Below are 21,424 nucleotides of genomic sequence, written 5' to 3'. Positions count from 1 at the left end.
AAGTCGCGGTTTCGAACACGGGGTAAGGGCGGGTTTTTCACCGCGCCCAACCTCAAATTCAAGACAGAAGCCGGATCTGACCTGAGCTGGCTCTCTCTTCAATCCAGTGACGTTCGGCTGCCCAAGCGTGATGCTTCCAGCCCTGCCAGCTGAAACCGCACAATTGAATCTCCCAATCAGTTGAGGGAAACGTTCGCAGCATGTGCCAGACACCAAAAAAGCCAGTGCTCGGAAACATCTGCTTCATCTGTGTTTCGGCAATGCCCAGTTCAGCGCAGACCTCGAAATAGACTTGCGGCGGCAGTATCCGAATGGATTTTCCAGTGGCGCTCAGGATTTCAAATGCCGGAAGCGTCCAGTCCGCCCGTCTACCCTTCAGGCGCGACAGGACGTTGGGATGGTGGTGAAAACGCCGGATGATGCTTGGATGAACGGCAAAGAGAATTTCAGACGCATTGCGCATGAAGACGGAATCCAGAAAAGCTGGATCACGTAGCCAATCCTGCATTTGCTTGGCAGATGTTGCCAGCATAAGCAGATCGGTTCTGGAGCCGGTCATGCCGTCCAGGGCATGGGGAACATTGAATCGCAACACATAATCGGAACTATCGATTTCATTCGATAGATTGCGGGACAGTGGACCATTGCCCACGACAGTAAGCATCTTTTTCATTGACCGTCTTCGATCTGAAAGATGCAGACGGAGTGTCCCTACTGACCGTCTGCATCGTTATTACTTCCAGATGTTCTCGCTCAAATCATGGTTTTTCTTAGGCCATAAATACAAAATTAGCGCCCTCATGATGTGGATAGGCCATCTTGCCATTTGTTCCATACCGCCGGCTGGTGCTCACCGCATAATCATGACCCATCAGTTCTTTAAAGAACTTCACCGCCGTCGATAACAAGCGCCAGTCCCGTGACAAATGCCGCCTGTGGCGAGGCGAGATAAACGATGCCTGCCGCTATTTCCTCCGCAGATGCCCAGCGTCCCATCGGGATCGTTTCGGAGACATAATCTTCAAGTGCTGCGCGGCCTCCCATCTGCAGTTCAAAACCGGCATTGAAAGGCGTATCGACAAAGCCTGGACAAAGCGCATTGAAGCGGATGTTTTCCCGCGCATAGTCAGCCGCCATCTGCCGCACCATCGCCACAGCCGCATGTTTGGTGGTGGCATAGGAAATCATGCCGCGATCATACTGGCATCCGGAATTGGATGCGGTGATGATCACTGACCCTCCACCCTGTGCCCGCATTGGCGCAAGTGCCGCCTGCGCAACGACGAAATGCGAACGCACATTGAGCGCCCACGCCAAGTCCATTTGATCGGGTGTCACTTCCTCAAGTTTTCCGGCGATCTGAATGCCCACGTGCGAATGCACGATATCGAGCCTGCCGTGGCGTGCGGCGACACCAGCAACAGTTTCAGTGATCGCGGCATCGTCACGCGCATCAAGTGCTGCGCTTTCGGCCTGCCCGCCATTGGCTCGGATCACTTCTGCCGTTGCTTCCGCAAGTTCGGCGCGCAGATCCGTGACCATAACGGTTGCGCCCTCAGCCGCCATGGCGATTGCGCCGGCGCGGCCGATACCAGATCCCGCGCCTGTTACAAGAGCAACCCGGCCTTCAAGACAAGATTTCATAGTATTTTCCCTAGAATAATCGCGGAATGTGTGGGCAAAGCAGACGCTTCAAATGGCGTCATCAATGCCTTGCCGGTTTTCCACGTCGAAGCATGACTTGTGCGAAGACGAGCAGCAGCAGAGAGAACACCATCACCATTGTACCGATGGCATTGATCTCGGGTGTCACCCCGCGACGAATGGACGAGAAGATGTAGATCGGCAGGGTCGTCTGCGGTCCAGCGACAAAGAAAGCGATGATGAAATCATCAAAGCTGAAGGTGAAGCTGAGCAGAAAGCCCGCCATCATCGCTGGCATCAACATGGGCAGAGTTACTTGCCGGAAGGTTGCCAGCGGTCCTGCACCAAGGTCGGAGGAAGCTTCGATCAGCGAGCGATCCATGCCGTCGATACGGGCACGCACCAGGATAATCACCAGCGACATGGTGAACAGCACATGCGCCGCGATGAGCGAGCCATAACCCAAAGACAGCTTCAGGCCCGTCAACGCCTGAAGCCAGGGGTTGACCGTATTGAATACCGTCACCAGCGCGATCAGCGTTGCAATACCAATGACGATGCCGGGGATCATCACCGCGATGTAGATCATGGCGTCAAAGAGAACGCGCAGTTTGCCCTTCAGACCGGTCAGTGCAATCGCCGCCATCGTGCCCAGCAGGCAGGATATAAAAGCCGAAGTCAGCGCGACAGACGCCGAGGTCTTGAGAGCGTCAATGACGAACGGATTTTCGAGCGCCTTGGAATACCATTGCGTCGAGAACCCTTGCAGCTGACTTGCCGAGCGGCCCGCAGAAAAGCTGAAAAGCGCGATGATCCCGATAGGAAGATAGAGGAACAGGTAAATCGCAGTAGCATAAATGCGCATCATTTCCTCACATCAAACTGACATCTTCGCGCGCAGTCCCCATCAGACGCAGGAAACGCATATAAAGGGAGACGACGAGCAGCATTATAGCCACCAGCGTTATCGACACGGCGGACCCGAACGCCCAGTTTCGCGACTGCAGGAACAGATCGACAAGCGCATTACCAACAAAGAAAACGTTGCCGCCACCGAGCATTTGCGGGATGAGATATTCCCCCATGAGCAGGATGAAGACGAGCATCGATCCTGTTGCCACGCCGGGCAGCGATAGGGGCAACGTGATCTGCAGAAAGCGCCGCCATGGAGGCGTACCCAGATCGTCAGCGGCTTCCAGCAGCCTGCGGTCGAGCTTCTCCAGGCTCACATAGATCGGGAAAAACATCAGCGGCAGATAGCCGTAGACAATGCCCACCAGAACGGCGAAGGGCGTGTTGATCAGGCGGAAGTCACCGAGACCAAACGCAGACAACAACTGCGGGATGCCGCGTCCACCAAGAAGGAAGATCCAAGCGTAGGAGCGGATCAGGATTGATGTCCAGAATGGCACAATCACCAGCACCAGCAGCAAGGTGCGCCACTGCCTGCCTACCCGCAATGCGAGATAATAGGCCAGCGGATACGCAAACAGGAGCGCTGCAATCGTACCGATGGGCGCGAGCGTCAATGTGTTACGGAACGCAGCCCAGCGGCTTCCGAGATTGGCGTATTGCGCAAAGGTGAAAGCAGGCTGATAGCCGCCAGCCGCACCGCGCTCCCCAAAGGAATACACGAGCACGACCGCAAGCGGCAGTATGAGGAGCGCCGCGTACCACAGGCCCGCTGGCCCCAGCAGGAGCCAGCGCATTTTTCGCTGAGACAATGCCATTGATGCCCGTCCGGTTATGCCGATTTGAAGCGGGCGATCAGTTCCGCCCGGTTTGGATCGGTCAACGTGACTGCCGCGCCAAATTCCAGCGTGGACAGAAGTTCCGCCGCAGGATGAAGGATCGGATCGTTGCGCATTTCTTCCGACACCAGCGCTTCGACGCGGGCATCAGGCACAGGATAACCGTGGAAGGCCGCCTCGCGTGCATTGACCGACGGGTCGAGCAGGAAGTTCAACAACGCGTAAGCACCTTCGCGATTGGGTGCGCTGGTCGGGATGGTGTAGAAATCGGACCAGATTTCTCCACCTTCCTTGCCGAGCGTGTAGTGGATTTCCGGCAGGTCGCGGTTCATCTGCTTCGCGTCACCGGTCCAGCACATTGTCAGCCAGGCGTCGCCGTTGCGCATGGATGGCTGATAGTCGGAGGTAATCGCAAAGAGATGCGGCTTCACCTCGATCAACAGCTTTTCGGCATCTGCCAGTTCCTTCGGATCGACAGAATTGAAGGAATAGCCATGATATTTCAGAGCATTGCCGATAGCGGTCAGCTGATAGTCGTGAATGATCGTGCGACCCGAAAAGTCGGTTTTGGTGAGATCAAAGAAATCTTTCCAGCTGGTGAAAGGCGCTTTCGCCTTGCTGCTGTCCCAGGCCATGCCCGTCGTGCCCCAAAGTTTGGGGATACCATAGAGCTTTCCATCCACAGTGCCGGGCGTTGCGAAACGCGCTTCAAAAGACTCAGCGTTGTAATTGGGTAGCTTCGCCAGATCGAGCGGCTCGATCATCTTGCTGTCGGCATAGGTACTGATGGCGTAGTTCGTCGCCACAACGATGTCCCAGCCTGCCCCGCCAGCCTGCAATTTGGCGAACATTTCCTCGTTTGAACCGAAAACATTCACCTGAACGGCTGCGCCGGTTTCTTTCTGGAACGCGGCCAGATTATCGGGATCCTGATAGTTTGGCCAAGTTGCAATCGAAACTCGGTCGCCGATGTCACCAGCCCATGCACGCGATGGCAAAAGCCCCGGCAGCGCGCCTGCTATAACAGCTGTTGCAGCACCAAGCCCGGTCACGCCAAGAAAATGGCGGCGTGTAACGGAGCCCTTCTGGTACCGGCGCAGTTCCTCCATAAATGCCTGCCGGGAAACCGGCGTATCTTTCTTCGTCATTTTATCCCTCTCATTTTATTATTTTCAGACCGAGTTTGGTGTTTCGAACCGTACGGAACTTGGTCATGGTCCCGATGTTGCACCTTTAAAACCTCATTCAGCTCCAAGGATCAGGCCTGTTCCGTGACCCCAGACAAGATGACCCGTGGAACCCACATCAACGCCCGGCAATACGCGCTCAGCCTGTCTTGGCACCAGAACCTGCAATGAGCCAAGAACCGGATGGGTGAGTAAGAATTCAATATGTTCACCAAGGAAGATCTTGTTTGCGACCTGCACTTCAATCGCCGTCTCTCCTACCATCGGCGAAACGGTCAGGCGAAGCGCCTCCGGTCGGATCATGATGTCGACGGCATCACCCGGCATCACTGCAAACGCTGTCTCAACCACGACCTTATGACCCGTGGCCAAGCTTACCGTCACATGATCATCGTCAGCATGTTCAACCTTCCCTGTGAGGATGTTCGCGCGACCTACGAAATTGGCGACATAGCGGTTAGCGGGGCGATCATAGAGTTCTCGCGGTGTCCCAATCTGTGCGATGCGACCATTGCCCATGATGCAGATGCGGTCAGACATCGACAGTGCTTCTTGCTGGTCATGCGTGACCAACACAAAAGTAATGCCCAACTTGCGTTGCAGAGACAAAAGTTCGAGCTGCATCTCTGTCCGCAGTTTAGCGTCCAGTGCTGCCATCGGTTCGTCGAGCAACAATATTTTGGGCTCATTCACAATAGCGCGGGCCAAAGCCACACGCTGTTGCTGTCCACCCGACATTTCCCATATCCGCCGCCCACCAAAGTCGGCAAGGCGTACGGTTTCCAGTGCCTTCGCGACGCGACGGTCGATCTCGGACTTTGCCAATCTCGGGCGACGCTGTCTTAGTCCATAACCCACATTCTGGGCCACAGTCATATGCGGAAAGAGGGCGTAACTCTGAAACACCATATTGACAGGACGCTTATAGGCAGGTGTAGCGCCAACCTCTGATCCGTCGATCAATATTTCGCCTTCGCTTGGCTGTTCAAAACCGGCCAGCATTCTTAGCGCGGTCGTTTTTCCGCAGCCCGATGGCCCCAAAAAAGAAAGGAATTCCCCTCGCCGGATTTGCAGATTCAGCTGGCTGGCAGCAAGCACGGCGCCATAACGTTTCGTGGTGCCGACAAATTCCGCAACTGTGTCGCCGCTTCGACCAACTGAAGCCTCGGTAGCGTATACCATCAAAATATATTCCCCTAGAGAGCTTTGCCTGGAGCGGCATATCCCTTATTTTTGAAAAACCATATAAAAATACGCAATACGTGTATATATCACAAAAGGCATATAGACGGAGATTCCTGATGAACTGGACGCTGGCTTCTGCACGGGTCATTGATGCGTTACACCAACCGCAATTTGCGGCGGCGCTGATCGAAGCGATCCGCACGGTGGTGCCTTTTGAACATACGGTGACTTTTGCATATTGCGGCAACCGGCGACCAATCGCTTTGCATTCCGAGTTCCCCGTGTGGAAACACAAGGTCATGGTCGAGGATTATCAGGAGGGGCCCTATCTCCTGGATCCATTCTACCTGCAATCATCGCTCCCCGGCGATCCAAGCCTCATAAGGCTGCGGGATCTGGCTCCGGACCGATTTTATCAGGGAGAGTATTTTCGCAATTATTATGCGCAGACGGAGTTGGCTGAGGAAATTGGCTTCAAATTCAGCGTAGAGCCAAACGTTTGTGTCATCATATCAGCGATGCGAACGTCGAAGCCGTTCTCGGCACGCGAGCTTCGCGATCTGAACGAGCTGGTGCCTTTTGTGGCAGCAGTCGGACGTCACAACTGGGCCGATCTGGCAGAACGATTTGAGCACAATGCAACAAAGCCGCGAGGAGAAAATCTGTCGGGGCTTATCGAACGCGCTTTCCGCAATCTGGATAGGAATCTGTTGACGCCGCGCGAAATTGAGATCGTGGGCTACATTCTTCGCGGGTTTTCAGCAGACGCAACTGGACATGCGCTGGGAATTTCTTCCGGAACCGTGCGTATTCACCGGCGTAATATCTATGGCAAGCTCCGCATTGCCTCTCAGGGCGAGTTGTTCTCGATGTTTATCAGCACTCTCAACCCGACAGAGTTTACGCATCAAATTGATAAGTAAATTCGTTGTGGTTTAGCGCGATGTGTAATCGGCGATAGCGTCGGTCCTTGAGGCTACCCGTTAACAGCCTCTCACTGATCTCCGGCAGCAAAGTGTTGGTCAAAATGGCGTCGACCATGCGCCCACCAGAATCCAGCTCCGTACAACGGTCGACAATCTGATCAATCACGACATCATCGAAAGTGCAGACGATATTCTGATTTTCAGCCAAGCGTTTCTGCACGCGGTTCAGATGCAAGCGCACGATATTGGCGAGTGCAACATCTGTTAGCGGATAGTAGGGCACCACCAACATGCGACCAAGCAAAGCTGCCGGGAATACCACCAAGAGCGGATCGCGAAGAACACCACTTAACACCTTTGGTTCTGGCATCAGCTGCAGATCACTGCATATGCAGGCGATCACATCGGCACCGACATTGGAGGTCAGAACTATGATAGTGTTGCGGAAATCGATGCGCCGTCCTTCGCCATCCTCCATCCAGCCTCGCACGCGATGTTCGTACCCGCCGGGCGATCATGTCCAACGCATGAGGCTGACCGCGTTGCCCAGCTGTTGATTTGCACTGAGAAGCATGTTGAAAATTTCACTTTGTCACACCCGTGATACAGAAGTTTGACAGCGTTCCGATCCACGTATTAATCATATCATTCATACTAATAGACGGATGAGATATGCGCCTCTTGCATCATCGAGCTATCGGATCTGCAGCAGTTAGCCTTCACGCGAGACTGCTTGACGAAATCGGACTAAGTATCGTGCGCGGCGACCTTCTGCCGGGTGATCCGCTCCCAAACGCCGATGACTGGAGCGCGGCCCATGGTGTCAGCCGAACGGTTCTGCGCGAAGTCATCAAGGTCTTGACCGGCAAAGGCATGGTGGAATCGCGCCCCAGAACGGGTACGCGGATAAGAAAACGAGATGACTGGAATTTTCTCGATCCTGACGTCCTGTTCTGGCGTTTTGGCAGTACGTCCGATCCTGAAGATGTCCGGAAGTTATTTGAGTTAAGGCGTTCGATAGAACCAACCGCGGCGGCACTGGCGGCCGAACGGGCAAATTCCGAACAATCCGAGATACTCCGCGAGCTCTATAAGAAAATGGAGTATTGGGTCGATGACAACGAACGTTTCTCCGAAGCTGACCTTGCTTTTCATCAAGCAATTTTGCGAATGAGTGGCAACGAACTATTCGGCTCCTTAGCCGCTCTGACCGAAGCAGCTATGGTCATCAGCTTTCGTCTTTCAGATGATAATCCTCAGGGGCAGCGTCCTTCTCTGCCCCTTCATGAAAAGGTTTGTGATTGCATTAGCAGGCATGATGCCGAAGGAGCACGCGCAGCACTCGTTGAACTTCTTGATGGTTCGGAAGCAGACGTCAACCGCTCGCTTGAGGCAAGGCGTAGTCGCACGCGCTAGACAGAGATACCCACATGACACCACCAGACCTGAACGCCCGATTTGCTGTGGCCAAGGAAATGGCGCTGGAAGCTGGCGGCATTGCCATGAATTACTTTCGCAATCCCTCGACACTCGGAACAAGATTCAAGGGATTGCATGATCTCGTCACGGAAGCTGATTTTGCTGTTGATCGGCATGTAAGACAAGCAATTCAAGCACAATTTCCAGAAGACGGCATTCTTTCCGAAGAGTTGGGCGGCACAAATGCACCTCATCTCTGGGTCATCGATCCAATTGACGGCACGCAGAATTTCGCACGCTGTATCGGCCACTTCGCCATCTCTATAGCTTTTGTAAGCCATGGCAGGTGCGAGATCGGCGTCGTTTATAACCCGGCGACCAAGGAGTTGTTTTGTTCACAACGCGGTCGTGGCGCATTTCTTTATGATACTCGTCTGTCGGTACGCACGCCCACAGGACCGGAAGACGCCGTGATCGACGCAGGTTATTCCACTAAACGTCCCGTCTCGGATTATATTGCTCTGCTTGGCCGATTAACATCCGCGTCATTCGGCTTCGTGCAAAATGGATCTGCTGCCATCGGCCTTGCCCATGTCGCGGCAGGCCGATTGGACGGCTATTGTGAATTGCTACTGCAAAGCTGGGACGTCATGGCAGGCGCCTTGCTGGTGGAAGAAGCAGGAGGCCGGATCAGTAGCTTTTTGCCAGGCGACGACCTGACTGAAGGCAAAGCTATCATAGCTTGCGCCCCCGTTCTCTATACGAGCCTTCTAACCATGACCGAAGGCCAAGTGCAAACCTAAACCCAGCCGCCATCCACGATGAACTGCTGGCTTGTGCACATCGCGCTATCATCGGCAGCTAGGAAGAGCGCCATGCGCGCGATGTCCGAAGGCTGCAGACGCGCTGGCAAGCATTGCCGTTCGTCAATCTGCCTTTCGCCGTCAGGTGTAAGCCATAGTTTCATCTGACGTTCAGTCATGACCCAGCCGGGGACGAGGCAATTGACACGAATATTGTGCGGGCCAAATTCGCGAGCCAGCGCACGAGTCATGCCATAGATTGCAGCCTTTGAAGTGACATAGGCCGGACAGTCCGGATCGCCGACCATCCAGGTGATGGACCCGAAATTGATGATAGAACCTCCACCCTTGGCCCGCATGTGCGGCAATACTGATTGCGCCGCGAAGAACTGGTGTCTCACATTGACCGCCATGCGATCATCCCAGTAAGTGACGTCTACATCTTCCGTTCGATGCCTGTCGTCGTTTCCTGCATTGTTGCATAAGACCTGTATCGCGCCATTGACCTGAACAGCCTTTGAAATCGCAGCTTGAAGAGCAGTAATGTCACGTAGGTCACAGGCAAGGAAGAGCGGTTCGGGATGACCCAAATCGGCAATGGATTGCACGAGAGCATGGCTGGCTTCCTCAGCAAAATCGACAAAAGCGACCTTACTGCCTTGCGCACAAAAATGCCTGACAAGGCTTTCGCCAATACCGCTTGCTCCGCCTGTTATGAAAACACTGCGGCCCTTCAGGCTCGGATAACTGGCATAATTTTGCGATGTGTCTTTTTGCATTGTACGGTCCGAGGAGGTTGGCATTGCGATATCTCTCTAACGCAGTTTCTTGAAACTTGTTCGGGGGTTGAGCCCATACCAAGAGACATCCATCATCATACTGTCGATCATACAATCAAATAATATGAATAATATGAAGAATGTCACCGGCCTGTTACGTAGGCATGTTTAAACCCCTGTGAACGACAGGGGGCCGAGATGACGAACACAGAAGTAAGTTGCGCCAGCGCACCAGCCGATAGTGAGAAACTGGTTGTCACGGTTATCGGCGCGGGAACAATTCTGCCCACGACAGGCCGCAGCCCGTCTTGCCATTTGCTCAGATACGGCTCGCAATGCGCAATTTTCGATCTTGGACCGGGCTCACTCAATCGCCTTGCCTTGGCCGGCGTCGATTATCGCGAAATCAGCACTGTTTTCATTTCCCATCTTCATCCCGACCATGTGCTGGATATCGTAACTCTGCTGCATGCGTTGAATGCAACACCCGGCTGGGTTCGTAGAGAGCCGCGGATCATTGCTGGTTGTTACGGGCTGAAAGCCGTTATCGAACAACTGCTCCAAATATTTCGCGACGCAGTGCCGGAAACCTACACGCTCGACATCCGCGAACTGTCGGTCGGTCGACACGAGATCGCAAATCTGACCGTCGAAACCGGCCTGACCGGGCATACCTCCAATAGCATCGCCTTTCGTATCGAAACGCCAGTCGGCATCTTCGTTTATTCGGGCGATGCAATTGACAAGACGGCTATGGAACACATCGCAAGACAGGCAGATATTTTCCTCTGCGAATGCTCCTTTGAAGATGACACCATCACGGAAGACCATCTAACCCCAAAGGACGCAGCGACGATTGCCAGTGTAGCCGGCGTAGGCCAGCTTGTTCTCATCCACACCTATCCACATGTCGATCTGGCTCGGATACACACACAGGCGGCGGCACGCTTTTCTGGTCAAGTCACCATTGCGACAGATGGGACTAGAATCCAATGCTGAGGCAGTTATCGGTAAAGTCCTGTAATCGAGCCTGGCTGGGTCTTGTGCCCTTCCTCGTCTTTGAGTTCGCTTTCGAAATCATTCCGCTATTGGGTCTCGTGAAATCGGCCTTTCTTTCCGGCAACGGCTTGTCGCTTGCAAACTTCGAACGGGTCATGCAATCGGCCGTTCTGGCATCTTTCGGTAACAGTATCGGCCTGTCACTTGGAACTGCGCTTGCCGGAACCATTGCCGGTGCCGTCATCGCTTACATCATCGTCACAAGTCGCAACGCCAGAGTAAGGGAGGCTCTCACCGCACTCGCCGACGTGACTGCCAATTTCGGCGGTGCGCCGCTAGCCTTCGCTTTCGTCATCATACTGGGTTCGACCGGTGTGATTACGCTCATACTGAAAAAGATCGGTATCGACCTCTATCCCGGCTTCAGGATCTATTCGCTCGGCGGTTTGGCCTTGGCCTATCTCTATTTCCAGATTCCGTTAGCGATCCTGCTGCTCATCCCTTCCTTTCAAGGACTGCGCAAAGAATGGGCTGAGGCTGCTTCCAGCCTCGGCGCGGGAAAGACGCAATATTGGCTTCTCATTGCGCTTCCCGTCCTGCGACCTGCCTTGGTCAGCTGCTTTTTCCTGCTGTTTGCCAATGCGTTCGGCGCATATGCTACCGCATGGACCCTGACCGGCTCATCGGTCAATCTGGTGACGGTCCAGATAGCCGCGCTCATTCGTGGTGAGGTGCAACTTGAGCCAGCCTTTGCGGATGCCATCGCGGTCATGTCGCTGCTGGTCATGGCAATCTGCGTCTTCGTGCATCAATGGCTCGTGCGTTCCGCCCGGACATATACACGATGAACAATCACGCATTTGGCAAACCGAGCAGTTCTACCGCGTTTGCGCGGGTAACGGTGATCATCATCTTTCTGCTCTTCATGATTGTCCCGATCATCGCAACCGGTCTTTTCGCCATATCAATCCGCTGGGACCGGAGCCTTTGGCCCGAAGGTTTCACCATGCAATGGTGGAGCAAGGTGGTAGAAAAGAGAGCGTTTCGGACAACCCTGACCAACTCGCTGACCGTGTCCATAGTAACGGTTCTCCTGTCACTCTCACTCGTGGCTCCGACCGCTTACTGGGTTCATACGAAACTGCCGCGTGCCAAGCCGCTTCTGGAAATACTGGCGATCATCCCATTCGGGTTTCCGGCTGTGGTACTCGCCCTCGGTCTCATCCGCTTCTATGGCGGAATGTCGGGCTCGTTCGTCAGTTCACCTGTTCTGCTTGTTTGCGCCTATGTCGCGATAACACTGCCATTCATGTATCGCCCGATCATGAACGCGCTGGAGACCCTTGATACGGGGCTTATGACGGAAGCAGCCGGCAGCCTTGGCGCTGCTGAATACCAGACTTTCCTCTTCGTCATTCTACCCAACATTCGCAGCGGCATCGTCAATGGTAGCCTTCTGGTTTTTTCCGCAGCGTTCGTTGAGTTCGCGCTGGCAAATCTACTCGTCGGTACGCGCTTCAAGACTTTCCCCATGTATCTCGTTGAATTCACCCGCTTCGATGGCCGTCAGGCCAGCGCACTGGCGCTCATCAGCTTTGCTTGCGCCTGGATGATTTCGCTAGCGGTTCTCTCGTCTTCGGCCGGCAAACGCCGAGCGTCCTCTCCCAAAAAACAAAGGCGCTTTGCCGCTCGTTGAAATTCCTCCCTTACCAGAAATCTGAAAGGACTGATGTCATGATCTCAAAAGCCTTGAAATACAGCCTGGGCGCCATTGCTCTATGTGCAATCTCGACTGCAACCTTTGCTCAAAACCCGGAAGCCATTGTCACTGGCGCCAAGAAGGAAGGCAAACTGGTCTCCTATGGCATGTCCGACGATTGGGTCAATCTGGGTGCCATCTTCGGGAAGATCGAAGAGATCTATGGCGTGGAACATGTCGACACCGACATGACCTCGGGTGAACAGATCACGCATCTGTTGGCCGAAAAGAATGCTCCGGTCATGGACATTGCCGATATTGGCTACGACTTTCTTGGCCGTCTTCTCGATGAGAAGCTCGCCGACACCTACAAGAATTCCAGCTGGGACCAGATCAAGCCACAATTCAAGGACCCGGAAGGACGTTGGGCCTCCTCATATTGGGGTGCCATCGCATTTCTTGTAAACACCGATCAGATCAAGACCCTGCCGTCGACCTGGAACGACCTGCTCAAGCCGGAATACAAGGATATGGTCTGCAGCCGCGATCCGCGCGTTTCCACCTATGCAACCGCTTCGGTTCTGGCGGCAGCTCTTGCCAATGGCGGCAGCGAGGAGAACACCAAACCCGGTCTTGAATGGTTCAAGAAGCTGCGCGACAGCGGAAATCTACGCCAGGGCGTTGTCCTCAATGTTGCTTCGATCCAGAAAGGCGAATGCCCGATCTCGCTGGTTTACGATTTTGACGGATTTGCCAAGCGTGATGCGACAGGACTGCCGCTCAAGGTTATCATTCCCACCGACGGAACGGTTGGAATGCTGTTTGCACAGTATGTGAGTTCGGTTGCACCTCACCCAAATGCCGCCAAAGGCGCTCTCGACTTTCTCTTCTCCGATCAAGGTCAGGCCATGTTGGCCGAAGGCTATGCTCATCCAACCCGTGACATTGAGCTACCGTTAGAAACCACAGAAAAGATGTTGCCAAAGGCAAGCTATGACAAGGTTCATTTCCCCAGCAATCTGACCGGCTTCTCAGCCGCCGTTAAGTCCATTGTGGATGGCTGGAACAAAATCGAAGGAAAATAGCCGTCTTTAGGCGACTGACTTACGCAAGGCGCAGCTGCTGCGCCTTGCGACAACCACGCGCGATTATGCACATGGCGATCCTGGATTTATATTGCTTGGCCGACGTCGATGCGATTCCCGTCCGGATCAGCGAACACAAATGCCCGCAAGCCAAAGTCCTTGTCCTGCAGGCTTTTGATAATCCTTGCACCATGTCGCTGACAAACAGCGTGGAGCGCATCAATGTTGTCCACCATCAGGTGAGCTACGTTAAAATTCGCGGCCTTGTGTCCGGGCTGTAACGTCAAATGCAGTTCACCCTGATCGCGCTTCAGGATCATGAAGCCAACAGGGTTGCCGTTTTCGAAAGTTTTCTCGAACCCGAGCAGCTGAGTATAAAAATCATGTGCCTTGCTCATGTCTCTTACAGGTAATGTGGCGGCAATCCGTCCAAAACGGATGCCCTGACCGGCGATATCCTTCATCGCTTAGCCTCTGATTGCAAAGTCACGATCCCTCTCCAGACAGTGCTGGTCGAGATGATGCGCTTTGTTGTTTGAATCAGCAGGACGGTGCCTACGAATTACACATAGCGTGAATCGACCTTTCGCGAAACATGGTATCTTGGTTTCATGGAACCGCAAGTGATCTGGTCAGTTATTCCTGAGCACGACAAGAGGAGGTGAAATTGAGCGATTTCGATCTTTATTACTGGCCTGTGCCATTCCGTGGGCAATTTATTCGGGGGATTTTGGCCTATGGCGATTGTTCGTGGGATGAACATGGCTTCGACGAGATCGAAGAACTCATGGGACGTGATGTCGAAGAGCAACCCATAGCATTCATGGGGCCACCGGTTTTGATCGATCACCATCGCAATTTTGCGGTATCGCAGATGTCGGCGATTGCCATATATCTTGGAGAACGCCTGGAGCTCCTCCCCTCGACGGCAGAGGGCCGCGCTCTGACTGCCAAGATCGTAAACGATGCGAACGATGTCATTGACGAGTTGACGCTCAATGGCGGTCGGGAGATGTGGACGCATGAAAAGTGGAAGGAATTCATTCCCCGGCTGCAAAAATGGCTGTGCATTTTTCAGGATACCGGCGAACGTCACGGGCTCAAGGAAAGTGCAGGCTTTATGCTGGGAACGGAAAAGCCCGGCGTTGCCGATATAGTGACGGCCATCCTCTGGGCCACGATGGCTGATCGCTTCGCAGTGATCAAAACGATCATTCAAGAAACCTCGCCGATAATCGGAGGCCTTTCCAAACGGGTGCAGGCTATACCTACTCTTGCTGCGCTTAATACCAAAAGCTTCAACGATTATGGCCTTGCCTATTGCGGCGGTGAAATAGAAAAATCGCTTCGAACGGTTGCAACTTGAGGTTTCCGTCGAAAGCATCTTATCCAGCTTGCTCATTTCTAAGTATATTATATTAATATATTTAATTGATTCTCGAAATGCTTCCTGCCCAGGATGCATTGCGGAAGAGGGGGCTGTCGATTGCGTGCTGACCATATGGGAATACCTGTTGCCGTTCCAAGCCGTGGCGCGCGGGTCTGCAACATGCGGAAAAAGGCGCTATTAAGCTCTATTTGCTGTCATCCTGCGACCTTGGCCGCGGCGATAACGGTATTGTTGCCCTCCGCGCAGGCGTTGGCGCAATGTGCTCCATCGGCACCGGCGTCTGTCAGTATTTCTTCAGGCAGCTGTTCGGATCCCGCCCTCACCACGCGAGAAAGCGCTGGTGCTGCGCCGGTGGTCGATGTTTCGGGTACCGGAAGCTATAGCGGCACCTCCGTCCTGCTAACAGCAACTGGCAGCGGTTATGGCGTGCGCGCGAGTGATAGCGGGACCGTCAGTCTGATCGGCACCTCGACGGAGGGTGCCGAGATTACCACCAACGGCGCGGGCGGCCATGGCCTCTACGCCGAGAACGGCGGGGCGGTTACAGGCAGCTATGCGACAATCAGCACCTATGGCATCGGTGCCTATGGCATCAGCGCAGTTGGAGCAGGCAGCAGCGTCACACTGAATGATAGCGATGTATACACGGCGCTGGATAACGCCCACGGCGCCTATGCAGCCAGCGGCGGGACTATCACGCTTACCCGCACCGACCTCATGATTGACGGTACGGCCTCCTCTGCCGTGTTCGCGGATGTCGGAGGAACGATCACTCTCAATGATCTGAATACCTATAACTACGGCGACAATGCTCCGGGCGCAGTGGCTTCTGGAGCCGACAGCAACCTCATCCTCAATAATAGTTACATCAACGGTTATGGGAGCGGTGGCGCTGTGCTGTTCGCAACCGGCGGCGGAACAGTCACCATGTATGGCGGCGCCATCGCCTCCGGCGATTACTATGGCGGAACAATCAACGCTGATGCGCCAGGCATGCTTGCCCGCGGTGCCGACAGTAGCATCGTGGTCCGCAATGGCGCCAGCTCTGCCACGTATGGTGCAAACAGCCAGGGCATATGGGCTGATGCCGGAGGCAGTATTGACTACGCTGGTTATGGCATTTTCACCTACCAACCCAATTCCACCGGCGCAGAGGCGAGTGGCGCGGACAGCACAATCATTCTGACCAACACCATAATCCGGACGACCGGCCCTTCCAGCGCGGGTCTGCGCATCACCGATACTGGCACGATCACCGTGACTGGAACAGAGGTCACAACAGGGTACACTGTGACCGGCAGCAGCCCGCCAGTCCTGCAGTTTCCGGTTGCTGAGATAGGCCTGGAAAGCCATGGCGCAGATGTGGTCGGGACAGACAGCAAACTGCAAGCTCAAGATACGGACATAACCACGATTGGCAACGGCAGTATTGGCGTTCTTGTCAGTCAGGGCGCCACGGCGTTGATAACAGGCGGTACCATAACAACAAAGGGTGGCGATAGCGCCTCAATTGGCGGCGCGGACGGTGTCCGTACCACAGATGCCGGCAGCACTGTCACCTTGACCAGCACCGAAGTCACCACGCAAAACAATAACGCCATCGGTCTCCACGCAATGGCGGGCGGTATGATCTCCGCTACGGGTGCAACCGTTACCACCATGGGCAGCGCTGCCCATGGTCTCTCAGCCGGCACTGGCGGTACGATCACCGCGTCCGGCACTGTAGTGGCGGTAGACGGCTCCGGGTCTGCCGCTATTTATCTTACCGGCAGTACGCCGAGCACTGTGTCGTTTACTGGCGGTAGCCTGAGCGCCGCCAACGGCGCGATCATCCTGGCCGAGGGGGGCGTCGGCACTGTCTCGATCAATGGCAACACAGCCATCAACCCGGCTATGGTCAACGGGCAGCTCCTGCTGGCAAAGGTGACCGAGGATACGGCGGGTGCTTCCAGCAATCTGACGCTCAATATTGATAGCATATCATCGCTCACCGGTGACATCGTCGTTGATCCTTCGACGCTCACCTATAATCTCGGCAACAGCCATTGGACCGGCAATCTTATGCTGACCGGCCCGCGCAATACTGCCAGCGCCAGCCTGACCGCATCGCAATGGACGGGTGACCTGCTGGCCGACACTGGCAACACTGCGGATCTCTCACTGGCGCAGGGCAGCCTTTGGACGGGATTGGCCAGAAACGCGACGGATATCACGATTGATGCCAGCAGTATCTGGAACGTCACTGGCGATTCCAACGCAACCGATGCGGTTGTGAATGCTGGTCTGATCCAGTTCCTGCCCCGGACAGACGCCTATAGTACCCTGACAGTTGGCAGCTACACCGGTAGCGCTGGCAGCCGTATCGGTTTCAATACCTATCTTGGTGCGGACAACTCACCAAGCAATCTGTTGGTGATCGATGGCGGCCAGGCCAGCGGCACGACATCGGTGTTCGTGAACAATACCGGTGGTCCGGGAGCACAGACCCTCGCTGATGGTATTATGCTGGTGGACGTGACCAATGGCGGCACCACCACGGCCGACACTTTCACGCTCGGCCAGCGTGTGGCTGCGGGCGCTTACGAGTATCAGCTTTTCCGCGGTGGCAGCACAGATGCGAACGACTGGTTCCTCCGCTCCCATATCATCGATACACCGACAGGTCCCACGACGGAAGGACCTGACATCCCGCTTTATCGCCCGGAAGTCGCGCTTTATGCGCCAATCCCCGCGATTGCGCGACAGATGGGTCTCGCCACCTTGGGCACGCTGCATGAGCGCGTCGGCGAGGAAGAGAACCTGCGCGGGGTGCCGGAGTCGCGGACTTATGTAAACGGCGCCTGGGGACGTGTATTCGGAGAGCACCTCAGCAACCGATGGGGCGGTTCGGTGGATGCCAGCGCAACGGGCGATCTGACCGGCTTCCAAACGGGCCTCGACATTCTGCGTCGAACAACGGATAGCGGCCATCGTGACCATACTGGCCTGTATTTCGCTTATTCGAACTACAATTCGAGCTCGGTGCGCGGCTTTGCGGAAGGAATACAGAACCTGGCTGTGGGCGAGCTGACGCTGAAAGGCCCATCGCTCGGAGCCTATTGGACGCATTTTGGCCCGACCGGCTGGTATCTCGATGCAGTGGTTCAGGGAAGCTGGTACGACGTGGACGCGACATCGGCTTATAACGCCGGTCTCTCGACAAATGCGACCGGATATACGGCATCGCTCGAAGCAGGCTATCCGATCCGCTTTGGTGAGGATGATCGCTGGCTGATCGAACCGCAAGCACAGATCGTCTATCAGGACATGTCGGTGGACGGCTCCCACGATCAATATTCGAGTGTGGACTGGGATGCGGGCAAAGCATGGACCGGACGGCTTGGAGCACGGCTGCAATATTCAGCCCGCGACGAGCGAGGTACACTGTGGCAGCCCTATGCGCGATTAAATGTCTGGCATTCCTTCTCGGGCAATGACACTGTGTTCTTCGGACCATCCTCGCCCGCAATTGAGAACCGCTTCGGCGATACAGCCTTTGAAGTCGGAGGCGGCCTTACCGCGCGGGTGAAGCAGAATGTGAGCCTGTATGGTCAGGCCAGCTATCGCTGGTCGCCCGATAGCGGGCGCAGTCACCAAACAGCAACCGCTGGCACCTTCGGCGTCCGCTTGGATTGGTGATCAGCACTTGGAGGCTTATCGGCTGATCTTCTCAACAAAATAACGGGGAATCTGATCGCGTTCCCGTCGACGATAGAACTCGAGGCAAAATCCGACAAAGGCTTTGAAACGGCGCGAGACGTGTCTGCGGCGCGAATAGATGAGGTTGATACCCGTTTCCCGAGAACGCCATTCCGGGAGGACCGGGAGAAGCAAATCACTTTGGCATTCCGTTTCAACAAAGAAGCCGGGAAGATAAGCCAGCCCCTGCCCTGCGACCGCAAAATATTTCAGGGTCCAGTAGTCGTTGGCCACCAGACTCGCGGTCGGCAAAATTTCCGTTTCGTCGTTGCCTTGCCTGGAGAGATACCAGGGTTGAAGCCGGGTCGTGTTACGGAAGATCAGTCCGCGATGACGAGACAAATCGTCAGGACTCGTCGGCCGGCCGAACTGCACAAGATATTCGGGGCTAGCATAAAGCCCATAAGAGGCCGTAGCCAGCCGACGACTGACATAGTCGACATCTGATGGTTCGCCCCAGTGAAAAATGCCGTCCAGCGCCATATCGGATACGTCGGTGAAGGATTGGCGCGCTGTGAGAAACACCACGTCGAGAATGACCTGCGGATATTGCTTCTGGAACGCATAGAGCAGTTCAGAGGTAATGGTCGTGCCGAATTCGCCCGTCGATCCGACCCGCAATGTCCCAGCCACCACCTCGTGCATGTCAGCCATTGCTGATGCGGCGTCATCGCAGCTCATCTGGATTTTTCGCGCGTGACGCAAAAGTTCCGATCCGGCGTCGGTCAGGTTCAGTTGATGACCTTCGCGCACGAACAACTCAACGCCGAACTCATCTTCCAACTGGCGAATGCGATGGCTGAGCGTGGACTTCGGTAAACGGTACAAACGCGATGCAGCGGAAATCGACTTCGCGTCGGCAACTTTCACGAAACAATCGATGACCGACAAATCCATTTCATATCCATTTCGTTCATATTATTGGACGATACGTTCTATAATAAGCCAACTTCGGCCAGTTGTGCAAACGTTATACGGCTGGGATACTCCCCTTCAACAAGGGAGGTTAGAATGTCCGACATTCGTGAATTCATCCGCGCTGCATCCGGTGGGGATATAAAGGCAACCGTCGCTATTCGCGGTGGTCGACTGGTCAACGTCGTTTCCGAAGAAATTTATCTGGCTGACGTCGCCATCTATAATGAGCGCATTATCGCGGTGGGCGATATCAGCGATTATATAGGGCAAACCACTGAAATCATTGATGCGACCGGAAAATATCTTGCACCCGGCATGATCGACGGACATCTCCATGTGGAATGTTCCAAACTATCCCTGACCAGCTTCGCAAAGGCGGTCGTCCCGCTCGGCACGACGTCGATCGTGACAGGCCTCGATCAGATTATCGTCGTTGGCGGTCCTGATGCTGCGCGCGAATTCCTCGATGAGGTCAAGGGGACACCGTTGAAGGTGTTCTGGGGCGCGCCCTGTAAGACGCCCTACACCATGCCTCGATCAACGGTGGGGCACTATTTCAGCCCGAAGGATCACCGCGATACGCACAGCTGGCCGGAATGCGTCGGCATTTGGGAAACCGTGCGCGAGTTCATTCAGGAGGAAGATGAAGACGTGCTCCAGGCTATCGAGATCGGTCAGGCGAGCCGCCTGCCGGTCCTCGGTTGCTGCCCCATGACCCGTGGCGCACGCCTGAATGGCTATATGCAGTCCGGGGTTCGCGCCGATCACGAAAGCTATACGCCGGAGGAAATGCTGGAGAAATTGCGGGCTGGCATGCATGTTGTCGTCCGTGAATCATCCATCTCTCACTTCCTTTCAGACAATCTGCGCATTGTGACGGAGATGGGCGTCAAAGCGTTGCGCCGCATCAGCTTCTGTACTGATGATGTGGTTGCAAGCGACATTCTTTCGCGTGGCCATCTCGATAATATGGTCCGTATGGCGATTGCCATGGGCATTTCGCCGATGGCTGCAATCCAGATGGCGACGATCAATGGTGCCGAGGCCCTGCGCATCGACGACAAGGTTGGATCAATTTCGCCGGGCCGCACTGCCGATATTCTTATCGTCAACGATCTGCGCGACTTCCGCGTCGACGCTGTGGTTGCCAATGGCACGCTTGCCGCCCGTGAGGGACGAATGGCGGTGGAACTGGTGGCGCCGCAACGCAGTGCCGGGCTTTTGCAGTCGGTCAAGGCGAAGCTCGTGAAGGCTGCGGATATTGCAGTTCCCTTCGATGGCAAAACATCTTCCGCGGACGTGTTGGCAATCGCCGTTACCCCAGAGAAAATCTTCGTCCGGACGCGGCGTGACGTCGTCCTGCCAGTCGTCGGCGGGAATGTCCTTGCCGATCCAGTTCGGAATATACAATATGTGACTGTCGTTGAACGCTACGGCAAGACGGAAAACCGTCCCGTCGCGTTTACATCTGGTTTCAATCTGAAATCAGGTGCTATCGCCAGTTCCACCGCACCCGACGATAACAACATCATTTGCATTGGTGTAGATCCGGAGGATATGGCGGTTGCCATCAACCATCTGATTACCAACAATGGCGGTCAGGTCGTTGTCGACAAGGGCAAGGTGATTGAATTCCTGCATCTTCCAATCGGCGGCATCGTATCCGATATCGATCCGCACGAAATGGCGGCAGCAGAAAAGCGGCTTGATGAAGCAGCACAGAGCCTTGGCTGCGACCTGCCCTGGCCGTTCATGTATATGTTCGTTTTGCAGATCACAGCGATCCCCGATTATGCCATCACCGATCTGGGCGTTGTGGACTGCGTTAATCTGCGCATTATTTCGCCACTCGATCCCGACGGGACCGGCGCGGCGAACACGCTGGCGGCGGAGTAACTAAA

General features: G+C 54.9%; 20 protein-coding genes. 10 read left to right on the top strand and 10 right to left on the bottom strand.

Annotated features, from left to right (window positions below; genetic code table 11):
- Positions 1-58: 58 nt before the first annotated feature.
- From QBD01_RS23235 to QBD01_RS23210, 6 genes are all read right to left on the bottom strand, one after another.
- Complete coding sequence (locus QBD01_RS23235; protein WP_280994719.1) at positions 59-673, bottom strand: glycosyltransferase family 29 protein; 615 nt, start codon at positions 671-673, stop codon at positions 59-61.
- Positions 674-879: 206 nt separating this feature from the next.
- The gene (locus QBD01_RS23230) at positions 880-1,644 is read right to left on the bottom strand and encodes an SDR family NAD(P)-dependent oxidoreductase (RefSeq protein WP_182523171.1); all 765 of its coding nucleotides are present in this window, start codon (positions 1,642-1,644) and stop codon (positions 880-882) included.
- A 61-nt stretch (positions 1,645-1,705) separates the two neighbouring features.
- Positions 1,706-2,509: an ABC transporter permease gene (locus tag QBD01_RS23225; RefSeq protein WP_280994731.1), complete on the bottom strand. Its 804-nt coding sequence runs from the start codon at positions 2,507-2,509 to the stop codon at positions 1,706-1,708.
- 7 nt (positions 2,510-2,516) lie between these two features.
- Positions 2,517-3,374 (bottom strand): ABC transporter permease, encoded by an 858-nt coding sequence (locus QBD01_RS23220; protein ID WP_210277430.1) that lies wholly within the window; start codon positions 3,372-3,374, stop codon positions 2,517-2,519.
- A 14-nt stretch (positions 3,375-3,388) separates the two neighbouring features.
- Positions 3,389-4,543: a spermidine/putrescine ABC transporter substrate-binding protein gene (locus tag QBD01_RS23215; RefSeq protein ID WP_280994718.1), complete on the bottom strand. Its 1,155-nt coding sequence runs from the start codon at positions 4,541-4,543 to the stop codon at positions 3,389-3,391.
- Positions 4,544-4,636: 93 nt separating this feature from the next.
- A complete protein-coding gene (locus QBD01_RS23210) occupies positions 4,637-5,764 on the bottom strand; it encodes an ABC transporter ATP-binding protein (protein WP_280994717.1) in 1,128 nt (375 codons plus the stop codon).
- 119 nt (positions 5,765-5,883) lie between these two features.
- Between QBD01_RS23210 and QBD01_RS23205 the strand changes: the two genes are divergently transcribed.
- A complete protein-coding gene (locus tag QBD01_RS23205) occupies positions 5,884-6,690 on the top strand; it encodes a LuxR C-terminal-related transcriptional regulator (protein ID WP_280994716.1) in 807 nt (268 codons plus the stop codon).
- On the opposite strand, the gene QBD01_RS23200 is transcribed toward QBD01_RS23205, so the two are convergent.
- Entirely contained in the window at positions 6,668-7,171 is a 504-nt protein-coding gene (locus QBD01_RS23200; protein ID WP_280994715.1) for a hypothetical protein, read from the bottom strand. The genes QBD01_RS23205 and QBD01_RS23200 overlap by 23 nt on opposite strands.
- A 194-nt stretch (positions 7,172-7,365) precedes the next feature.
- Between QBD01_RS23200 and QBD01_RS23195 the strand changes: the two genes are divergently transcribed.
- Positions 7,366-8,109 carry a FadR/GntR family transcriptional regulator gene (locus tag QBD01_RS23195; RefSeq protein ID WP_392391471.1) on the top strand — a complete coding sequence of 248 codons (744 nt, stop codon included), beginning with the start codon at positions 7,366-7,368 and terminating at the stop codon, positions 8,107-8,109.
- 14 nt (positions 8,110-8,123) lie between these two features.
- Positions 8,124-8,915, top strand: a complete 792-nt coding sequence (locus QBD01_RS23190) for an inositol monophosphatase family protein (protein WP_280994713.1) — start codon at positions 8,124-8,126, stop codon at positions 8,913-8,915.
- Here QBD01_RS23190 and QBD01_RS23185 read toward each other — a convergent pair.
- Positions 8,912-9,694, bottom strand: a complete 783-nt coding sequence (locus QBD01_RS23185; protein WP_280994712.1) for an SDR family oxidoreductase — start codon at positions 9,692-9,694, stop codon at positions 8,912-8,914. The genes QBD01_RS23190 and QBD01_RS23185 overlap by 4 nt on opposite strands.
- A gap of 198 nt (positions 9,695-9,892) precedes the next feature.
- On the opposite strand from QBD01_RS23185, the gene QBD01_RS23180 reads away from it, so the two are divergent.
- Genes QBD01_RS23180 through QBD01_RS23165 form a run of 4 tightly spaced genes read left to right on the top strand, consistent with a single transcriptional unit; the run spans position 9,893 to position 13,477 of the window.
- Positions 9,893-10,693, top strand: coding sequence for a ribonuclease Z (locus tag QBD01_RS23180; RefSeq protein ID WP_280994711.1), 801 nt, complete (start codon positions 9,893-9,895; stop codon positions 10,691-10,693).
- Entirely contained in the window at positions 10,687-11,541 is an 855-nt protein-coding gene (locus QBD01_RS23175; protein WP_280994710.1) for an ABC transporter permease subunit, read from the top strand. The genes QBD01_RS23180 and QBD01_RS23175 overlap by 7 nt, the downstream gene beginning before the upstream one ends.
- Positions 11,538-12,389, top strand: a complete 852-nt coding sequence (locus QBD01_RS23170; protein ID WP_280994709.1) for an ABC transporter permease subunit — start codon at positions 11,538-11,540, stop codon at positions 12,387-12,389. Before QBD01_RS23175 ends, QBD01_RS23170 begins: the two co-directional genes overlap by 4 nt.
- 38 nt (positions 12,390-12,427) lie before the next feature.
- Positions 12,428-13,477, top strand: coding sequence for an extracellular solute-binding protein (locus QBD01_RS23165; RefSeq protein ID WP_280994708.1), 1,050 nt, complete (start codon positions 12,428-12,430; stop codon positions 13,475-13,477).
- Between the two features lie 86 nt (positions 13,478-13,563).
- Here the strand turns inward: QBD01_RS23165 and QBD01_RS23160 are convergent, their stop codons facing one another.
- Positions 13,564-13,941 (bottom strand): glyoxalase superfamily protein, encoded by a 378-nt coding sequence (locus QBD01_RS23160; RefSeq protein ID WP_280994707.1) that lies wholly within the window; start codon positions 13,939-13,941, stop codon positions 13,564-13,566.
- 203 nt (positions 13,942-14,144) lie between these two features.
- Here QBD01_RS23160 and QBD01_RS23155 point away from each other — a divergent pair, with 203 nt between their 5' ends.
- Positions 14,145-14,843, top strand: coding sequence for a glutathione S-transferase (locus tag QBD01_RS23155; RefSeq protein ID WP_182523183.1), 699 nt, complete (start codon positions 14,145-14,147; stop codon positions 14,841-14,843).
- A gap of 375 nt (positions 14,844-15,218) precedes the next feature.
- Complete coding sequence (locus QBD01_RS23150; protein ID WP_280994706.1) at positions 15,219-18,545, top strand: autotransporter outer membrane beta-barrel domain-containing protein; 3,327 nt, start codon at positions 15,219-15,221, stop codon at positions 18,543-18,545.
- A gap of 15 nt (positions 18,546-18,560) precedes the next feature.
- Here the strand turns inward: QBD01_RS23150 and QBD01_RS23145 are convergent, their stop codons facing one another.
- Entirely contained in the window at positions 18,561-19,502 is a 942-nt protein-coding gene (locus QBD01_RS23145; protein WP_280994705.1) for a LysR family transcriptional regulator, read from the bottom strand.
- Positions 19,503-19,616: 114 nt separating this feature from the next.
- Here QBD01_RS23145 and QBD01_RS23140 point away from each other — a divergent pair, with 114 nt between their 5' ends.
- Positions 19,617-21,419: an adenine deaminase gene (locus QBD01_RS23140; RefSeq protein WP_280994704.1), complete on the top strand. Its 1,803-nt coding sequence runs from the start codon at positions 19,617-19,619 to the stop codon at positions 21,417-21,419.
- The last annotated feature ends 5 nt before the right edge of the window (positions 21,420-21,424 follow it).

The sequence above is a fragment of the Ochrobactrum sp. 19YEA23 genome, assembly GCF_029909865.1.
GTDB classification, from domain to species: domain Bacteria; phylum Pseudomonadota; class Alphaproteobacteria; order Rhizobiales; family Rhizobiaceae; genus Brucella; species Brucella gambitense.
This window is presented reverse-complemented; position numbering and strand designations above follow the sequence as displayed.

Bases quoted from the DNA above. Each gene is read 5' to 3' on its own strand.
- QBD01_RS23235 (WP_280994719.1), bottom strand. From the start codon at position 673: ATGAAAAAGATGCTTACTGTCGTGGGCAATGGTCCACTGTCCCGCAAT.
- QBD01_RS23230 (WP_182523171.1), bottom strand. From the start codon at position 1,644: ATGAAATCTTGTCTTGAAGGCCGGGTTGCTCTTGTAACAGGCGCGGGA.
- QBD01_RS23225 (WP_280994731.1), bottom strand. From the start codon at position 2,509: ATGCGCATTTATGCTACTGCGATTTACCTGTTCCTCTATCTTCCTATC.
- QBD01_RS23220 (WP_210277430.1), bottom strand. From the start codon at position 3,374: ATGGCATTGTCTCAGCGAAAAATGCGCTGGCTCCTGCTGGGGCCAGCG.
- QBD01_RS23215 (WP_280994718.1), bottom strand. From the start codon at position 4,543: ATGACGAAGAAAGATACGCCGGTTTCCCGGCAGGCATTTATGGAGGAA.
- QBD01_RS23210 (WP_280994717.1), bottom strand. From the start codon at position 5,764: ATGGTATACGCTACCGAGGCTTCAGTTGGTCGAAGCGGCGACACAGTT.
- QBD01_RS23205 (WP_280994716.1), top strand. From the start codon at position 5,884: ATGAACTGGACGCTGGCTTCTGCACGGGTCATTGATGCGTTACACCAA.
- QBD01_RS23200 (WP_280994715.1), bottom strand. From the start codon at position 7,171: ATGGAGGATGGCGAAGGACGGCGCATCGATTTCCGCAACACTATCATA.
- QBD01_RS23195 (WP_392391471.1), top strand. From the start codon at position 7,366: ATGCGCCTCTTGCATCATCGAGCTATCGGATCTGCAGCAGTTAGCCTT.
- QBD01_RS23190 (WP_280994713.1), top strand. From the start codon at position 8,124: ATGACACCACCAGACCTGAACGCCCGATTTGCTGTGGCCAAGGAAATG.
- QBD01_RS23185 (WP_280994712.1), bottom strand. From the start codon at position 9,694: ATGCAAAAAGACACATCGCAAAATTATGCCAGTTATCCGAGCCTGAAG.
- QBD01_RS23180 (WP_280994711.1), top strand. From the start codon at position 9,893: ATGACGAACACAGAAGTAAGTTGCGCCAGCGCACCAGCCGATAGTGAG.
- QBD01_RS23175 (WP_280994710.1), top strand. From the start codon at position 10,687: ATGCTGAGGCAGTTATCGGTAAAGTCCTGTAATCGAGCCTGGCTGGGT.
- QBD01_RS23170 (WP_280994709.1), top strand. From the start codon at position 11,538: ATGAACAATCACGCATTTGGCAAACCGAGCAGTTCTACCGCGTTTGCG.
- QBD01_RS23165 (WP_280994708.1), top strand. From the start codon at position 12,428: ATGATCTCAAAAGCCTTGAAATACAGCCTGGGCGCCATTGCTCTATGT.
- QBD01_RS23160 (WP_280994707.1), bottom strand. From the start codon at position 13,941: ATGAAGGATATCGCCGGTCAGGGCATCCGTTTTGGACGGATTGCCGCC.
- QBD01_RS23145 (WP_280994705.1), bottom strand. From the start codon at position 19,502: ATGGATTTGTCGGTCATCGATTGTTTCGTGAAAGTTGCCGACGCGAAG.
- QBD01_RS23140 (WP_280994704.1), top strand. From the start codon at position 19,617: ATGTCCGACATTCGTGAATTCATCCGCGCTGCATCCGGTGGGGATATA.